This is a genomic window from Mumia sp. ZJ1417, from assembly GCF_014127285.1.
Lineage (GTDB): Bacteria > Actinomycetota > Actinomycetes > Propionibacteriales > Nocardioidaceae > Mumia.
In genome coordinates this window covers 4,099,374-4,113,671 of sequence record NZ_CP059901.1, presented here as the reverse complement: position 1 = coordinate 4,113,671, position 14,298 = coordinate 4,099,374, and the positions used below count along the sequence as shown (strand labels likewise).

Below are 14,298 nucleotides of genomic sequence, written 5' to 3'. Positions count from 1 at the left end.
CGGCTCTCCGGATCCGTGCCGAGCACGGAGCCGCCACGGAATCGGCACGGGTCTTCCCTCTGTGGACGGCATACTGAGCGGGTGCCAGATCTGCGCGGCGACGCCGTCTCCCCGCGGGAGCGGGACGTCCTGGGCGCCGTGGCCGAGCACCTGACCAACGCCGAGATCGCACGTCGGCTGCACCTGTCCGTCCGCACCGTCGAGAGCCACGTCTCGTCGCTGCTGCGCAAGCTCGGAGCGCGTGATCGTCGCGAGCTCGCTGCGTGGGCCGCCGGGGCCTCGTCGGGAACGCAGGCGCGCGCTGCCGCCGGCGAGCTGGTCGGACTGCCGCGTCCACGGACGTCCCTGGTCGGGCGTACGGCCGAGGTCGACGCCGTCACCCGGCTCGTTGCGGAGAGCCGGATCACGACCCTCCTCGGACCCGGAGGTGCCGGCAAGACGCGGGTCGCCGTGGCCGTGGCGGACCGTTCGCGGGCGTGGTTCGCGTCGGGCGGTGCGTTCGTCGACCTGGTGCCGGCCGCCGAAGGAGCCGTCGACGCGACGGTCGCTGCGGTCCTGGGTGTCTCCCAACGCCCGCAGGTCAGCCTGGCCGACGCGCTCGCCGCCGGCCTGAGAGGGCGGACGCTGCTGGTCCTCGACAACGCCGAGCACGTGCCGGACGACGTGGCGAGGCTGGTCGCCCACCTCGCCGACGCCGTCCCTGATCTGCACGTCCTCGTCACCAGTCGTGAACGGCTCGGGGTCCCGGGGGAGGCCGTCTTCCTCCTCGCACCCCTCCCTGACGACGAGGCCGCGGCCCTGTTCGTCGAGCGCGCGTCGGCCGTGGACCCCGCCGTGACGCTGCGGGAGGTTGCTGCCGGCGAGCTGTGCCGGCGCCTCGACGGATCACCGCTGGCGATCGAGCTGGCGGCGGCGCGCGTCGCCTCGTTGGGGCTGGCCGGGGTCGAGGCGGGACTCGACGACGTCCTCCGGCTGCTCACCCTGGGTCGCCCCGCCGACCGTCGGCACCGGTCGCTGCGCGCGGTGGTCGAGTGGAGCCACGCCGCGCTCGCCGACGACGAGCGCGCGGCGCTGCACACCGTGGCGGTGTTCGCGGGCGCGTTCGACCTGGACGCGGCCGCCGCGCTCCTGCCGGACGAGGGGCGCGCCGGTGCCGCCGACCTGCTCGGGCGCCTCGCTGACAAGAGCCTCGTACGCCGTACGCCCGGTGCGGACGGCACCGACCGCTGGTCTCTGCCCGTCGGCGTCCGCGAGCTGGCCCGTGAGCGCCTTGCGTCGTCGAAGAGCGTGGGGGAGACCCGTGACCGCTACGCCGTGTGGGCCCGTGCGCGCGCTCGGGACCTCGTCGAGCGACGCCCGTACGCCGCAGCGACCCTCGCTGCGTGGGCGACGGATGTCGACGCCGTCATGGACGACCTGCGCTCCTGCGTGCCGGGGATGGGACACGGCGATCCCAGAGCGCACGGTCTCGCACGCGACGTGGCCACGCTCGCCTACGCCCGCGGGTTCGTCGCCGAGGCAGGACGACACTTCCGCACGGCCGCCGGCCTTGCGGCGCGGGGCCGTGAGGCGGCGGCCGACCTGACCGATGCCGCTGCCTGCGTCCACCTCGTCTCCGACGCGAGGGAGGCCTACCGGCTCCTGCTGGACGCGGCCGACGCCGCCCGGGGCGAGGATCCGGAGGTTGCAGCAGTCGCCCTGGCGTCGGCTGTCACTGTCGCGGAGCGGTTCCGTGGGGGCGGCTTCGCTACGGACCCCGACCCTGCGAGGTTGGAGTCCCTGCTGGCAGAGGCCGAGGCCCTCTCGGGAGACACGGAGGTGGCGCGCGCGTCCTTGGCCACCGCGCGTGCGTGGACCTCGGGGGCCGACCACCAGCACGTCGTGCCCGCGGCGGCGGCCGAGGCAGTCGCCACCGCGCGCGCCGACGGAGACGTCCTGGTCCTCAGCGCCGCGCTCGACGCGTCGTCCACCGCGGCGGCGTTGTCCGGTCGTCCCGACGAGTCGCTCCGGCTCTCTTCCGAGCGCCTCGAGCTGGTCACGGCGGCGTCGGCGGAACGTGACCCCCGAGGTGCGATCGAGGTGGTCGACGCGCTGCGCTCCGTGACGGCGTACGCGGTCGCGACCGGAGGGCTCGAGGTGGCGCTCGCCGCCACCCGTCGGGGCACCGAGAACCCGACGCTCGAGCCGCACCCGTGCTGGGCGAAGGGCAGTGCGATCGCTCCGCTAGCACTCGCCGGAGACTTCGACGGCGCCGAGCTCATGGCTGTCGACGTGTGGGCGAACGTCGTCGAGACACGGCGCTACCAGAACGCGTCGCTCGCGGGCCCGCTCCTCGGTGCCGTGCTCGCGGCAGGGCTGCGCGGCGACCCGGACGCGTACGACCTGTGGTGGGAGCGGGCGCGGCAGGTCGCCGCTCCGACACGGCTCGACCAGTCGCCGAACCTCGCGCCGTGGGCGGCCTTCGTACGGGCGCGCGTCGCGCTCGCAGAGGGTGACCACCTGGAGCGTGCGCTTGCTGAGGTGTCCGCGTCGTTCGTGCCTGGCAGGTTCGACGGCTATGCCGCCGTGATGGCAGCCGAGCTGGCCGTCGTCCTGGACAGTCCGGACAGTGACCGGCTGCTGGAGCGCGCGGAGCGGTACGCCCCGCACCACCGGTGGGTCGCCGCCGGCGTGCTCCGGGTCCGTGGTCGACGCGACGGCGATGAGGCGACGCTCGACGCGGCGGTCCGAGCGTGGGACGCGATGGGCGCCGCGTATGAACGCGAGGCGACACGAGTGCTCGCCGCACAGGCTGAGCGAGGACGGATGTCCTGAGGTTGCGGGTGGGTCAGGCCGACGCGAGCACGTCGTCGTCGCAGTCCCACGCCGGAGGGCGTTCGTGGCCCGACCTCTCAGCCGCGTCGATGTAGTCGGCGAGCGCCTCGCGAGAGTGAGCGATCTTGCTCATCTGGGCATCAAGCCGTTCGAGGCGTGTGCGCATCGCGGTCAGCAGCTCCGGACACCCGGTGAGGTCCGGCGCCTCACCGGTCGCGCACGGCAGCAGGTAGGCGATGTCGTCGGACGAGAGGCCCGCACCGAGCAGGTGTCGGATCTGCGTCACCCGCAGCACGGCGCCCTCGTCGTACGCCCGATATCCGTTGGACCCGCGCTCGGCCTCGAGGAGGCCCTGTGCCTCGTAGTAGCGCAGCTGGTGGGCGTTGACGCCCGTCCGCCGGCTCAGCTCACCGATCAGCATCGACGCTCCTTGACCTTCACACCGATATCAAGGTTGACGATTCTTCCATGAACGCAGACACCGAGAAGTCCGTGACAGTGATCGGCCTGGGGCTGATGGGCCAGGCGCTCGCCAGCGCCTTCCTGGAGGCCGGGCATCCCGTCACCGTGTGGAACCGTACGGCGTCCAAGGCCGAAGGGCTGGTGGCGCGGGGTGCACGGTCGGCGCCCACCGTGGGCGACGCCCTCGGAGCGAATGCCCTGACCATCCTGTGCGTCACCGACGACGAAGCGGTCCGTGAGCTGCTCGGTCAGGATGACGGAGGGCTGGACGGTACGACGCTGGTCAACTTCACCTCCGGCGACTCCGCCCAGGCTCGGAAGGTCGCTCGATGGGCAGAGCAGCGCGGCGCACGCTACCTGGACGGCGCCCTCATGGCCGTCCCTCCGGCGATCGGGTCCGCCGACGCGGTGATCCTGCTCAGCGGGTCGCCGTCCGACTTCGAAGCACACAGATCGACGCTCGACGTGCTCGGAACCACGACGCACCTCGGCGCGGACCCAGGCCTCGCCGCCTTGTACGACGGCGCCGGCCTCGCCATGATGTGGAGCATCCTGAACGCCTGGCTCCACGGGACGGCCATGCTCAAGACGGCCGGGGTCGACGCCGCGACGTTCGCCCCCTTCGCCCAGCAGATCGCCGTCGAGGTCGCGCAGTGGTTGCCGGGCTATGCCGAGCAGATCGACCACAGCTCCTTCCCTGCCGAGGTCTCGGCGCTGGAGACCGATGCGCGGGCGATGGCGCACCTCGTCGGGGAGAGCGAGGCGCTGGGCGTGAACGCCGAGCTTCCGAGGCTGATCCAGGCGATGGCCGAGCGTGCGATCGCCGCAGGGCACGGTGCGGAGCAGTATCCCGTGCTCATCGAGGAGTTCGGCAAGCCGTAGCGGTCGCCACGGTCAGAGGCGCTCGAACACCGTGGCGTTCGCGAGCCCGCCCGCCTCGCACATGACCTGCATGCCGTATCGGCCACCGCGCTGCTCGAGCACCGACAGCAGCGTCGTCGTGAGGCGGGCACCGCTGGCGCCGAGCGGGTGCCCGATCGAGAGCGCGCCGCCGTTGACGTTGACCTTTGCTGGATCGGCGCCGGTCTCGGCGAGCCAGGCGAGGACGACGCTCGCGAACGCCTCGTTCACCTCGAACGCGTCGATGTCGCCGATCGAGAGTCCGGCGCGCGCCAGCACCTTCGCGGTCGCCGGGATGATGCCGGTGAGCATCATGACCGGGTCGTCGCCCGTGACCGCGAACGCGTGCAGGCGAGCCCGTGGCGTCAGCCCTAGCCGAGCGGCCGCCTCCTCGCTCGTGACCAGGAGCGCGGCAGCGCCATCGTTGACCGGTGAGGAGTTTCCGGCGGTGACCAAGAAGTCGAGGTCGGGAAAGCGCTGCGCCCAGTAGTCGTCCTTGAACGCCAGACGCAGGCCCGCCAGCGTCTCGACGGACGTCCCCGGGCGGACGGTCTCGTCGTCGAAGACCTCGTGCACCGACCCGTCCTCGCGGGTCACCTTCACGGGAGCGAGCTCGGCGGCGAACAGCCCGTGGTCGTGGGCCTGCGCGGCACGGTGGTGGCTCTCGGCCGAGAAGGCGTCGAGCTGAGTGCGGCTCAGCCCCCACTTCTGCGCGATCAGCTCCGCGCTGATGCCCTGCGGGATCAGCCCGGACGGGTACCGGTCGGCGACTTCGGTCCCGACGAAGTCGCGTCCCAGAGTCTGGCTGCCGATCGGGATGTGGCTCATCGACTCCACGCCCGACGCGATGGCGATGTCGTACGCGCCGCTCATCACGCCCTGCGCGGCGAAGTGCAGAGCCTGCTGGCTGCTGCCGCACTGGCGGTCGACGGTCACGGCGGGGACGGACTCGGGGAACCCGGCAGCGAGCACGGCCCAGCGGGCGGTATTGCCGCTCTGCTCGCCGACCTGGCCGACGGTGCCGGTGATGACGTCGTCGACGGCAGCCGGATCGAGTCCGGTGCGCTCGACGAGCGTGCGCAGGACGTGGGCGTGAAGGTCGACGGGGTGGACCGAGGCGTACGCCCCGGTCGGTTTGCCCTTGGCGACCGGCGTACGGACGGCGTCGACGATGACGGCGGAGCGGAGCGGTGCGGACATGCGAGGCCTCCAGGCGTCTGAGTCTAGTTTTGTGAACTCAGTTGCACGCTAGCACCGCTGGGTTCAGTTGAACAGACCTAGATCCGGTGCGACGATGGCCAGGTGATCCTCAAGGGAGTGCTCAGTGACCGCGATGCGTGGAGTGCCGTCGGCCACTGCGCGATCGAGAAGGCCGTCGAGGTCGTCGGGACCCGCACGGCGATGCTCGTGATGCGCGAGGCTTACTACGGCACGACGCGGTTCGACGACTTCGCCGAGCGCGTCGGCATGACGCGCGCGACGACGGCGACCCGGCTGTCGGCACTCGTCGAGGCGGGGCTGCTCGAGCAGCGCGACTACCGCGAGGAGGGGCAGCGCACGCGCAAGGAGTACGTCCTCACCGACGCCGGACGTGACTTGGTCCCCGTCGTGTGGGCGCTGTTCCAGTGGGGGCGCAAGCACCTGCCGAGCGAGACCATCCTCGAGCTGGCCCACCACGACTGCGGCGCGCCCGTCGACGTCGAGGTGCGGTGCGCCGACGGTCACGAGGTCGGTCTCGACGACGTGGAGCTGCGGCTGCCGCGACGCTAGGTCTTGTACTCGACCCGCTCGCCCTCGCTGGGCTTCCAGATGGTGATCTCCAGCCGGTCGTCGCCGGCCGCTGCTGACGACGCACCCGTGAGGTCGGCGACGTAGAACGGGTCGAACACCTGCCCCCGCAGGTCCATCCCCGTCTTCTCGAACAGGTCGGCGGCGAAGCGGGCGTGGAGGTCGGGGGCCTGGAGGTTCGTGACACGGCCCCAGAGCTTGGCGTCGCCCTCTCCGAGCATGGGGTCCGTGGTGGCGGTATGGAGGCAGAACCGAGGGTCGCGGGCGAGGTCACGGAACTTCGTCGTCCCGGGCATGCCGACGAGCACCAGGTGGTCCTCGAAGAGCGTCGGTTCCATCGGGCTGATCCGCGGGAAGCCGTCGGAGCGCAGCGTCGCGAGCATGCACAGGTTGCCGGTCGCCGCGTGCCGCCGGGTGAAGACCTCGGCGATGCGCGGCGCCTCGTCCTGGAATGCGGCCCACGTGACCATCGCCGCCGAGACTACTCGCGCGACGCCGTCGGCGCCGGTCGGCACAATGGCACGCATGTCCGTCACCTTGCGCTGGATCACGGCCTACCTCGACCAGCCCGCTGCCACCGCTCCCGGCGCGCTGGCGTACTGGGAGGCGGTGAGCGGCACCCACGCCTCGGTGCCTCGGGGCGAGCACGACGAGTTCCGTACGCTGCTGCCGCCCGAGGGGGACGCCGCGCTCCGGTTCCAGGTGGTCGGCGACGGCGAGGCGCGTCTCCACCTCGACCTGCACGTCGACGACCCAGGTGCCGCGACGCCCGAGGCGGTGTCTCTCGGCGCGACGGTCGTGGCCGAGCCGGACTCGTACGTGGTCCTTGCATCCCCGGGTGGGATGCCGTTCTGCCTCGTCCCGAACGAGGATCAGCACGTCGTCCCGCCCCCGCCGAGGTGGCCCGCCGGCCACACGAGCGCCGTCGACCAGGTGGCGCTCGACATCCCGGCGGACGCGTACGACGTCGAGTGCGCGTTCTGGGCGGCGCTCACCGGCTGGACGTTGCGCGACGTGGACAGCCCGGAGTTCATGCGGCTGCCGCGGCCCGCCGCGATGCCGCTCGGGATCCTCCTCCAACGCCTCGACGACACCCCGCCCGGCCGCCCCGTCACGGCCCACCTCGACCTCGGCGCCGGTGGCGCTGTCGATGCCGAGGTCGAGCGCCACCTCGCGCTCGGTGCCGAGGAGCTGTGGCGCTCGAGCTGGTGGGTCACGCTGCGTGACCCGTACGGGCGGGTCTACTGCGTCACGCGGCGCAGCCCGGGCAAACCGGTCAGCTCATGACGGTGCGCGCAGCTGCGCGGCGAGCGGGCAGTCGAACGGGTCACGGGCGCGCAGACCGACGTGGTTGAGGTAGTCGACGACGATCCCGTACGACTCCAGCAGCCCGGCCTCCGTGTACGGGATGCCGTTCCGCTCGCAGTACGCACGGACGATCGGCTGCGCCTTCTTGAGGTGCGGTCGCGCCATGCTCGGGAACAGGTGGTGCTCGATCTGATAGTTCAGGCCGCCCATCATCACGTCGGTCACCGGCCCACCGCGCACGTTGCGCGACACGAGCACCTGGCGGCGCAGGAAGTCGAGACGCATGTCGCGCGGCACGATCGGCATGCCCTTGTGGTTCGGTGCGAAGGACATCCCGAGCGACACCCCGAAGACCGCCATCTGCACCGCGAAGAACGCGGCGGCCATCCCGAGCGGGAGGACGATCAGCAGTACGGCGACGTACCCGACGAGGCGTGTGGCGATCAGCGTGAGCTCGAGCCGTCGCCACGGCTGCCGCGACGTGCGATCCATGGTCGAACGGACGCTCGCGTAGTGAAGATTGAGCCCCTCGAGCGTGAGCAACGGGAAGAAGAGCCAGCCCTGGTGGTCGGCGAACCATCGCCCGAACGCGCTGCGTCGCTGCTGCACGATCGCCGGCGTGAACGCGAGGGCGCCGGGAGCGATGTCAGGATCGACCTCTTCTTGGTTCGGTCCCTTGTGGTGCTTGTTGTGCTTCGCGCGCCACCAGCCGTAGCTGAGACCGGCGAAGGGGCCCGAGAGGAGGCGCGCCGCCCATGCGTTGGCCGACGCCGACGCAAAGATCTGCCGGTGCGCGGCGTCGTGTCCCAAGAACCCGAACTGGGTGAGCACCACCCCCATCGCGGCTGCGACGGCGAGCTGCCACCACGAGGTGCCGACGGCGAAGAACGCCACCCACAGGCCGACGAACGCGCCGACCGCGAGCGCGATCTGGAGGCCGTACCAGCCTCGCCGTCGCCTCAGCAGTCCGCGCGCGCGCACCTCGGCGAGGAGCTCGGAGAATCGTCCGGTGTAGCGGTCGGAGGTGGTGGTCGGGGCCAGGGCAGTCTGGATGCTGCTCATGCTCATGGGAGGCTCGTTCCGTGAGGTCGGTGAGCACCACATGTGCCCTTTCCTCGACGTTAGAAACGGCATGCGTCCGAGACGAGGGTGCTGACGCCCCGAGGTGGGTGGGCCTAGCACCACCCCGCCTCGCGATATCGGTTTGATGAGACCGGCGGCTGCGGGCGATCATGCATGGGTGTTCGGGTCCTTCGTCGCAGGTGCTGCCGCCGGGTACGCGATCGCGATCCCGGTCGGCGCCATCACGACCTACCTGGTGATGCTCGGCGCTCGGCACGGTTGGCGGGTCGCCGCGGCGGGAGGTCTGGGCGTCGCGACGGCCGACGGCCTGTACGCGACGGTCGCCCTGACAATCGGCGCGGTCATGGCGCCGGTGATCGTGGCCGTGCAGACGCCGCTGACCTGGATCTCGGTGGTCGTGCTCGCCGGCGTCGGTGTGGCGCTCGCCCTTCCCGCACTGCGGTCCGCCCCCGCGCGCACAGCGGCAGCGGACACGTCGTTGACGACGGCCCGCCGTGCGTACGTGGTCGTCCTCGGACTCACGATCATCAACCCGGCGACCGTCGTCTACTTCGCCGCGCTCGTCGCCGGGTCGTCGTTCGGCTCGTTCGACACCCTGCCCGAGCGGGCCGCGTTCGTCGCAGGTGCCTTCCTTGCGTCCGTGAGCTGGCAGCTGTTCGTCGCCGGGGCAGGCGCGTCGCTCGGCCGGATCCTCACCGGGCCGACCGGGCAGCGGGCGACGGCGCTCCTCGGCGGCGCCGTCGTCATCGCTCTCGCCGTCAAGACCGGGCTCGGGGCATGAGGCTAGACCTCTGCGCCCACCGGAACGCCTGAGTCGTCGCCGACCGACCGCTGCATCCAGGCGACGTCGTGCCACGCGTTGTGCTTCAAGCCGATCTTGCGCAGCGTGCCGACCGGCTGGAACCCGAGCGCGGAGTGCAGCCCGAGGCTCGCGGCGTTCGGCAGCGTGATCCCGGCGAGCAGCGTGCGGAACCCGCGGCCGGCGAGCCGTGGCAGCAGCGCCTCGTAAAGCGCGCGTCCGGCGCCCGAGCGCGGCTGGTGACCCTGGGCGAGGTAGACGCTCACCTCGCACGACCACGCGTACGCCGCACGGGACTTGAACTCCGTGCCGTACGCGTAGCCGGTCACCTCGCCGCCCTCGCACAGCACCAGCCACGCGTGGCGTTGTTGCGCGGCCGCGATGCGTGAGGCCATCCCGGTGACGGTCGGCGGCTCGGTCTCGAAGGTGATCGCCGTGTCGCGGACGTACGGAGCGTAGATCGCGGCGCATGCGGGGGCGTCGGCGCTGGTCGCATCACGGATGTCGAACGGCATGCGGTGACCGTACTCGCTGAACGGCGCACGTCGCGGCGTACGCACTACCGTCGGTGACATGCCCGCGCGCCTCCTTCCGGTCCGTGTCCCGCGCTCTGCGACCGGAGCCGTGCTGGTGCTCCACGGCGGCGGCAGCCGCGAGGACGGCGCGATCGTCAGCCGCTTCCAGCCGTCGGTGGTGCGGATGGTCCCCGTGGCCTGGCGGCTCGCGCGGGTCGGCCACGGAACCCTCGCGGTCTACCGCCTCCTGAACTCCCACCGTGGATGGGACGAGGGTCAGAGCCCGCTCGACGACGTGCGGTGGGGGCTCGGGGAGGTCCGGGACCGCCACGAGGGCGTTCCTGTCGGGCTCGTCGGGCACTCGTTGGGAGGGCGCGCGGCGCTGCTCTCGGCTGGCGAACCGTCGGTCCACTCGGTCGTCGCTCTTGCCCCATGGGTCTACGCCGACGACGGAACGAAGGTCGATCCTCGGGGGCGTCATCTCATGGTCGTCCACGGGACCGAGGACCACGTCTCCGACCTCGGCCGCGCAGAACGGGTCGTCGACGCGTTGCGGCGGTCCGCCCAGGCGGGCCTCGTGCTGGTGGAGGGTGGGACCCACGGGATGCTCCGCCGTCGAGGTCGGTTCGAGTCCCTCGCCGCCGACTTCGTCGCTGCGACGATGCTCGACCGCGCGCCCACCGAGCCTGCGGTGCGTGACGTCCTCGACGGTGCCGCTCGCGTCCTCGTCTGAGCTGCTGGGAGGATCGGTGGATGAACTCGGTTGGCGACGACCTCGTCGCGCGTCTGCGTGCTGTCGGCTCGGTGTTCGCCGAGGACGAGGCGCGCATCCTCACCGCCTCGGCGTCCAGCCCGGTCGAGCTCGAGGAGTGGACGGAGCGTCGCCTCGCGGGTGAGCCGCTCGAGCACGTCGTCGGCTGGGCGGAGTTCGGCGGGCTGCGCATCCTCGTCGGCCCCGGCGTGTTCGTCCCGCGGGTGCGGACGGAGGCCCTCGCCCGCCGTGCCGCCGCGCTGACGGCCGAGGGCGGGAGGGTGCTCGACCTGTGCTGCGGCTCCGGTGCCGTCGGCGCGGTCGTTGCGCAGCTGCGCCCGGACGTCCGGGTCGTGGCCGCCGACATCGAGCCGGCTGCGGTCGCGTACGCGCGCCGCAACCTCCGGCCCGAGGATGTCTTCGAGGGCGACCTGTACGACGCGCTCCCCGACGATCTGCGCGGCAGCATCGACGTGATCGCGGTCAACGCCCCGTACGTCCCGACCGAGGCGATCGCGTGGATGCCGCCCGAGGCGCGCGACCACGAGCCGCTCGTCGCGCTCGACGGTGGAGTCGATGGTGTCGACGTGCACCGGCGGCTCGCCGCCGAGGCCCCGGAGTGGCTCGCACCGGGTGGCCACGCCCTCATCGAGACGAGCACGTCTCAGGTCCCGTGGACGGCGCTGGCGCTGGCCCGCCACGGGCTGCACGCGCACGTGGCCGACCACGACGACGAGATCGGTACGGCGGTGGTGGCCGGGGTCCCCGTACGCCAGGATCTGCCCGTCGAAGCGTTGCCGCCGTTGGAGTTCGCGTTCCCCGGTCCGCTGCGTGACCGGTTGGCAGGGCTCGTGCTGTCCGGTGCGAAGACGACCACGACGTCGTTGGTGGTCGAGCTCTTCGCAGAGGTGGGTGCGGAGCCGGCCGGTGAGCCGGAGGGGATGCCCGCGGTCGGTGAGCGCTGGCGGGTCATCGACTCTGCCGGTGAGACGCTGTGCGTCGTCGAGACCACCGACCTGCGCATCGTGCCGCTCGGCGAGGTGGACCTGCGCCACGCGCTCGACGAGGGGGAGGGCGACGAGACGCTCGCTCAGTGGCGCGCAAGCCACGAGGGCTTCTGGAACGGATCCGACATGCGGGCGTTCCTGGGTGACCCCGACTTCCGGGTCGACGACGAGACGCTGGTGGTGCTGGAGCGGTTCCGCGTCGTCGTCGATCAGCCCTTCTCGTAGAAGTAGGCGTTGCGTGCGATCAGGGTCCCCATCCCGATGCCGCCGGTGACTCTGATCAGGACGCCGTCGGGCGCGGGATCGCCGCCGCGCTTGTTCTTGATCGTCCCCCACCCGCTGCGCAGGTCGTCGACATCGACGGCCCATCCCGGCGGCGGGATCAGGACGAGGTTGCCGGTGCCGCCCTTGACCTCGATCTCGACGACGCGGTGCGGGCAGCGGGCCTCACGGAAGTCGAGCTTGACGTTGCCCATCGCTGGCGAGACGGTGATCCGCGGCGGGACCGTCCATGACCCCGAACGCTTGACGTCGCTGAGCATCGCCGTGAGCGTGAGCTCGCCCTGCACCTGAGCCGGCCCCGCCGTGGCGGCCGGTGACGGCAACGGCGTGTCGGCCGGCAGGTCGGCCACGAGTGCCTCGAGGTCTCGGAACGTCTTCGCCTGGTACGTCTGGTCGAGGCGCTCCCCGAGCTCGTCCGGCTCGAGCCGGCCCTCGCTGGCCGCGTCGCGCAGGATGTCGGCGATGCGTTCGCGGTCAGGATCGCTGGCCCGCAGGTCGCGCGGGTCGAAGGGGTCCATGGGCGACACCGTACCCGCGGGTCCTCCACCTCCCGGCACGGACCTCGTACGCTCGAGGCGTGCCGATCCCTCCGTACGTCGCCGCGCTCCGTACCCGCATCGGGACCGACCTGCTCTGGCTCCCGGGCGTGACGGCGGTGGTGCTCGACGACGACGGCGGCCAGATCCTGCTGGGTCGACGTGCCGACTCCGGCGAGTGGGCACTGCTCAGCGGCATTCTCGACCCGGGTGAGGAGCCGGCCGTCGGGATCGTGCGCGAGGTGCGGGAGGAGACGGGCGTCGACGTCGTGGTCGAGGCGCTCGCGGCGGTGACGGTCACGGAGAGGCTGCGCTATCCGAACGGCGACGAGTCTCAGTACCTCGACCTGTGCTTCGTGTGCCGTCCGGTCGACGCCGAGTCGGCACAGCGCGCCCACGCCGCGGACGACGAGTCGCTCGAGGTCGCATGGTTCGCGGTCGACGAGATCCCCGACGTGTTCGCGGCGACGTCCGCGGTCCGCCTCGACCGCACGCTCGACTTCATGCTCGCGCCTGCCCGCGGCCCGTGGTTCGGCCGCGCTCAGAACGGATGACGCCACGCCCCTGCCGTGGGAGCATGCCGGGCATGGATCTTCTGACCCGCGTCACGCTCGCCCTGCTCAGCGTCGCGGCCGGGGTCACGATCGTGGTCGTCGGAGCGACGTACCTCGTGATGTCGTGGATGGCCGCGTACGAAGCCTCCGTAGGCGACGTGGTGGGTGGATCGATGTTCTTCGGGTCGGGCAGCGAGGTCGCGTGGCAGGCGACCCTGATCGTGCTCGACTTCTGGGCCCTCGTGGTGCTCTTCCTGCTCCCGGCCGCACGCCGCGTCCCAGGCACGTGGCGGCTCGCGATCGCGGCAATGCTGTGGTTCGGGATCACGAGAGGACTCACGGCAGGACGGCTCGCGTCCGACGCTGTGCTCCCCTGGGAGTCCGCGTTCGCTGTCGTCAACGCTGTTCTGGCGGCGCTCGCGGTGGTCGGGATCGTGCGCGTCTGGCCGCTCGCCCGCGGTCGGGCCGCGCTCACCGAGCCGCGGCTCGCACCTGTCCCTGCGACCGGTACGCCGTCGGACTGAGGCCGCGCTCGCGCGAGAACGCGGCGCTGAGCGCGAACGGAGACGCGTAGCCGACCTCGCGCGCGATCGCGGTCAGCGTCCGGTCCGTCCGCTCGAGCAGGTCGGCAGCGAGCGCGAGTCGCAGGCTCGTCAGGTAGGCCATCGGTGGCTCGCCGACCACCGCAGAGAAGCGTCGCGCCAGCACCGCGCGGGAGACCTGGGTGTGGGCCGCGAGCGACGCGACCGTCCACGGCTCCGCGACACGCCGGTGCAGCTCTTGCAAGGCCGGACCGACGACGGGGTCGGCGGAGGCGCGGTACCACCCCGGAGCCGCGTCCTCCTGGTCGGCGAGCCACGTGCGTACGGCGGCGAGGACGACGAGGTCGAGCAGGCGGTCGAGGAAGACCTCCTGCCCCGGGACGTCGCGCTGCATCTCCGCGCACAGCAGCGCGACGAGGTCGGAGCTCCACTCGCCGCGTCGCAGCACGACGATCGGCGGCAGCGCGCGCAGCAGTCGCTCGCTCACCGCGGACGCACGCTCGTACGTGCCGGTGACGAGCATCGTCGCGCCGTCGGCCGCGTTGCCCCACGTCCGAAGGCCGAGCAGCATCTCCTCGGACATCGACCGACCGGAGGCGTCGACGCAGTGCTGGCCGGGCTCGACGAAGACCTGCGGAGGTGTCTGCGGGTCGTCGGCGATCGTGTACGGGTCGGGGCCGCGCAGCAGCGCGAGGTCGCCGGGCTCGAGCAGCGTCGGCGCGCCGGTCGCGGTGACGACCCACGCCGACCCTTGCGCGACCACGACGGCCGACAGCGGCGCGCGGTCGCGGATCCGCAGCGACCAGGGCGGCGCGAAGACCGAGCGCAGCAGGAACGCCCCGTCCGCGCGCGGGCCGTCGAGGAGCCCTCCGACGATGTCCACCCGACCAGCGTAGGCGCTCGTGAGACGTTCGCGTATGGAACTGTCCTTGTCAGCCATGGATCGTCTCGGCGCAG

The 14,298-nt window shown here is 71.9% G+C and carries 16 protein-coding genes; 9 read left to right on the top strand and 7 right to left on the bottom strand.

The window, feature by feature from the left end:
- Positions 1-81: 81 nt before the first annotated feature.
- The gene (locus H4N58_RS19880; protein ID WP_167249683.1) at positions 82-2,814 is read left to right on the top strand and encodes a LuxR C-terminal-related transcriptional regulator; all 2,733 of its coding nucleotides are present in this window, start codon (positions 82-84) and stop codon (positions 2,812-2,814) included.
- A gap of 13 nt (positions 2,815-2,827) precedes the next feature.
- Here H4N58_RS19880 and H4N58_RS19875 read toward each other — a convergent pair whose 3' ends face one another.
- Positions 2,828-3,235, bottom strand: a complete 408-nt coding sequence (locus H4N58_RS19875) for a MerR family transcriptional regulator (RefSeq protein ID WP_167249685.1) — start codon at positions 3,233-3,235, stop codon at positions 2,828-2,830.
- A gap of 47 nt (positions 3,236-3,282) precedes the next feature.
- On the opposite strand from H4N58_RS19875, the gene H4N58_RS19870 reads away from it, so the two are divergent.
- Positions 3,283-4,158 (top strand): NAD(P)-dependent oxidoreductase, encoded by an 876-nt coding sequence (locus H4N58_RS19870; RefSeq protein ID WP_167249687.1) that lies wholly within the window; start codon positions 3,283-3,285, stop codon positions 4,156-4,158.
- A 12-nt stretch (positions 4,159-4,170) separates the two neighbouring features.
- Here the strand turns inward: H4N58_RS19870 and H4N58_RS19865 are convergent, their stop codons facing one another.
- Entirely contained in the window at positions 4,171-5,376 is a 1,206-nt protein-coding gene (locus tag H4N58_RS19865; RefSeq protein ID WP_167249689.1) for a thiolase family protein, read from the bottom strand.
- A gap of 102 nt (positions 5,377-5,478) precedes the next feature.
- Between H4N58_RS19865 and H4N58_RS19860 the strand changes: the two genes are divergently transcribed.
- On the top strand, positions 5,479-5,946 hold the full coding sequence (locus H4N58_RS19860) for a helix-turn-helix domain-containing protein (RefSeq protein ID WP_243845054.1): 468 nt from the start codon (positions 5,479-5,481) through the stop codon (positions 5,944-5,946).
- Here the strand turns inward: H4N58_RS19860 and H4N58_RS19855 are convergent.
- Positions 5,943-6,491, bottom strand: coding sequence for a pyridoxamine 5'-phosphate oxidase family protein (locus tag H4N58_RS19855; RefSeq protein WP_208322206.1), 549 nt, complete (start codon positions 6,489-6,491; stop codon positions 5,943-5,945). The genes H4N58_RS19860 and H4N58_RS19855 overlap by 4 nt on opposite strands.
- Between H4N58_RS19855 and H4N58_RS19850 the strand changes: the two genes are divergently transcribed.
- Positions 6,490-7,251: a VOC family protein gene (locus H4N58_RS19850; RefSeq protein ID WP_167249691.1), complete on the top strand. Its 762-nt coding sequence runs from the start codon at positions 6,490-6,492 to the stop codon at positions 7,249-7,251. The two genes, H4N58_RS19855 and H4N58_RS19850, sit on opposite strands and share 2 nt — an antisense overlap.
- On the opposite strand, the gene H4N58_RS19845 is transcribed toward H4N58_RS19850, so the two are convergent.
- Entirely contained in the window at positions 7,246-8,340 is a 1,095-nt protein-coding gene (locus H4N58_RS19845; RefSeq protein ID WP_167249693.1) for an acyl-CoA desaturase, read from the bottom strand. The two genes, H4N58_RS19850 and H4N58_RS19845, sit on opposite strands and share 6 nt — an antisense overlap.
- 172 nt (positions 8,341-8,512) lie before the next feature.
- On the opposite strand from H4N58_RS19845, the gene H4N58_RS19840 reads away from it, so the two are divergent.
- Positions 8,513-9,136, top strand: coding sequence for a LysE family transporter (locus H4N58_RS19840; protein ID WP_243842826.1), 624 nt, complete (start codon positions 8,513-8,515; stop codon positions 9,134-9,136).
- 2 nt (positions 9,137-9,138) lie between these two features.
- On the opposite strand, the gene H4N58_RS19835 is transcribed toward H4N58_RS19840, so the two are convergent.
- On the bottom strand, positions 9,139-9,669 hold the full coding sequence (locus tag H4N58_RS19835) for a GNAT family N-acetyltransferase (protein WP_167000602.1): 531 nt from the start codon (positions 9,667-9,669) through the stop codon (positions 9,139-9,141).
- Positions 9,670-9,727: 58 nt separating this feature from the next.
- Here H4N58_RS19835 and H4N58_RS19830 point away from each other — a divergent pair, with 58 nt between their 5' ends.
- Both H4N58_RS19830 and H4N58_RS19825 read left to right on the top strand, forming a co-directional pair.
- The gene (locus tag H4N58_RS19830) at positions 9,728-10,402 is read left to right on the top strand and encodes an alpha/beta hydrolase (protein ID WP_167249695.1); all 675 of its coding nucleotides are present in this window, start codon (positions 9,728-9,730) and stop codon (positions 10,400-10,402) included.
- A gap of 20 nt (positions 10,403-10,422) precedes the next feature.
- Positions 10,423-11,652, top strand: coding sequence for a putative protein N(5)-glutamine methyltransferase (locus tag H4N58_RS19825; protein WP_167249697.1), 1,230 nt, complete (start codon positions 10,423-10,425; stop codon positions 11,650-11,652).
- On the opposite strand, the gene H4N58_RS19820 is transcribed toward H4N58_RS19825, so the two are convergent.
- On the bottom strand, positions 11,637-12,227 hold the full coding sequence (locus H4N58_RS19820; RefSeq protein ID WP_167249699.1) for a DUF1707 domain-containing protein: 591 nt from the start codon (positions 12,225-12,227) through the stop codon (positions 11,637-11,639). The two genes, H4N58_RS19825 and H4N58_RS19820, sit on opposite strands and share 16 nt — an antisense overlap.
- Before the next feature lie 59 nt (positions 12,228-12,286).
- Between H4N58_RS19820 and H4N58_RS19815 the strand changes: the two genes are divergently transcribed.
- Both H4N58_RS19815 and H4N58_RS19810 read left to right on the top strand, forming a co-directional pair.
- Entirely contained in the window at positions 12,287-12,799 is a 513-nt protein-coding gene (locus H4N58_RS19815) for an NUDIX domain-containing protein (RefSeq protein ID WP_167000597.1), read from the top strand.
- Positions 12,800-12,831: 32 nt separating this feature from the next.
- Positions 12,832-13,323 (top strand): hypothetical protein, encoded by a 492-nt coding sequence (locus H4N58_RS19810; RefSeq protein ID WP_167249701.1) that lies wholly within the window; start codon positions 12,832-12,834, stop codon positions 13,321-13,323.
- On the opposite strand, the gene H4N58_RS19805 is transcribed toward H4N58_RS19810, so the two are convergent.
- A complete protein-coding gene (locus H4N58_RS19805; protein WP_167249703.1) occupies positions 13,271-14,224 on the bottom strand; it encodes an AraC family transcriptional regulator in 954 nt (317 codons plus the stop codon). The two genes, H4N58_RS19810 and H4N58_RS19805, sit on opposite strands and share 53 nt — an antisense overlap.
- Positions 14,225-14,298 lie beyond the last annotated feature (74 nt).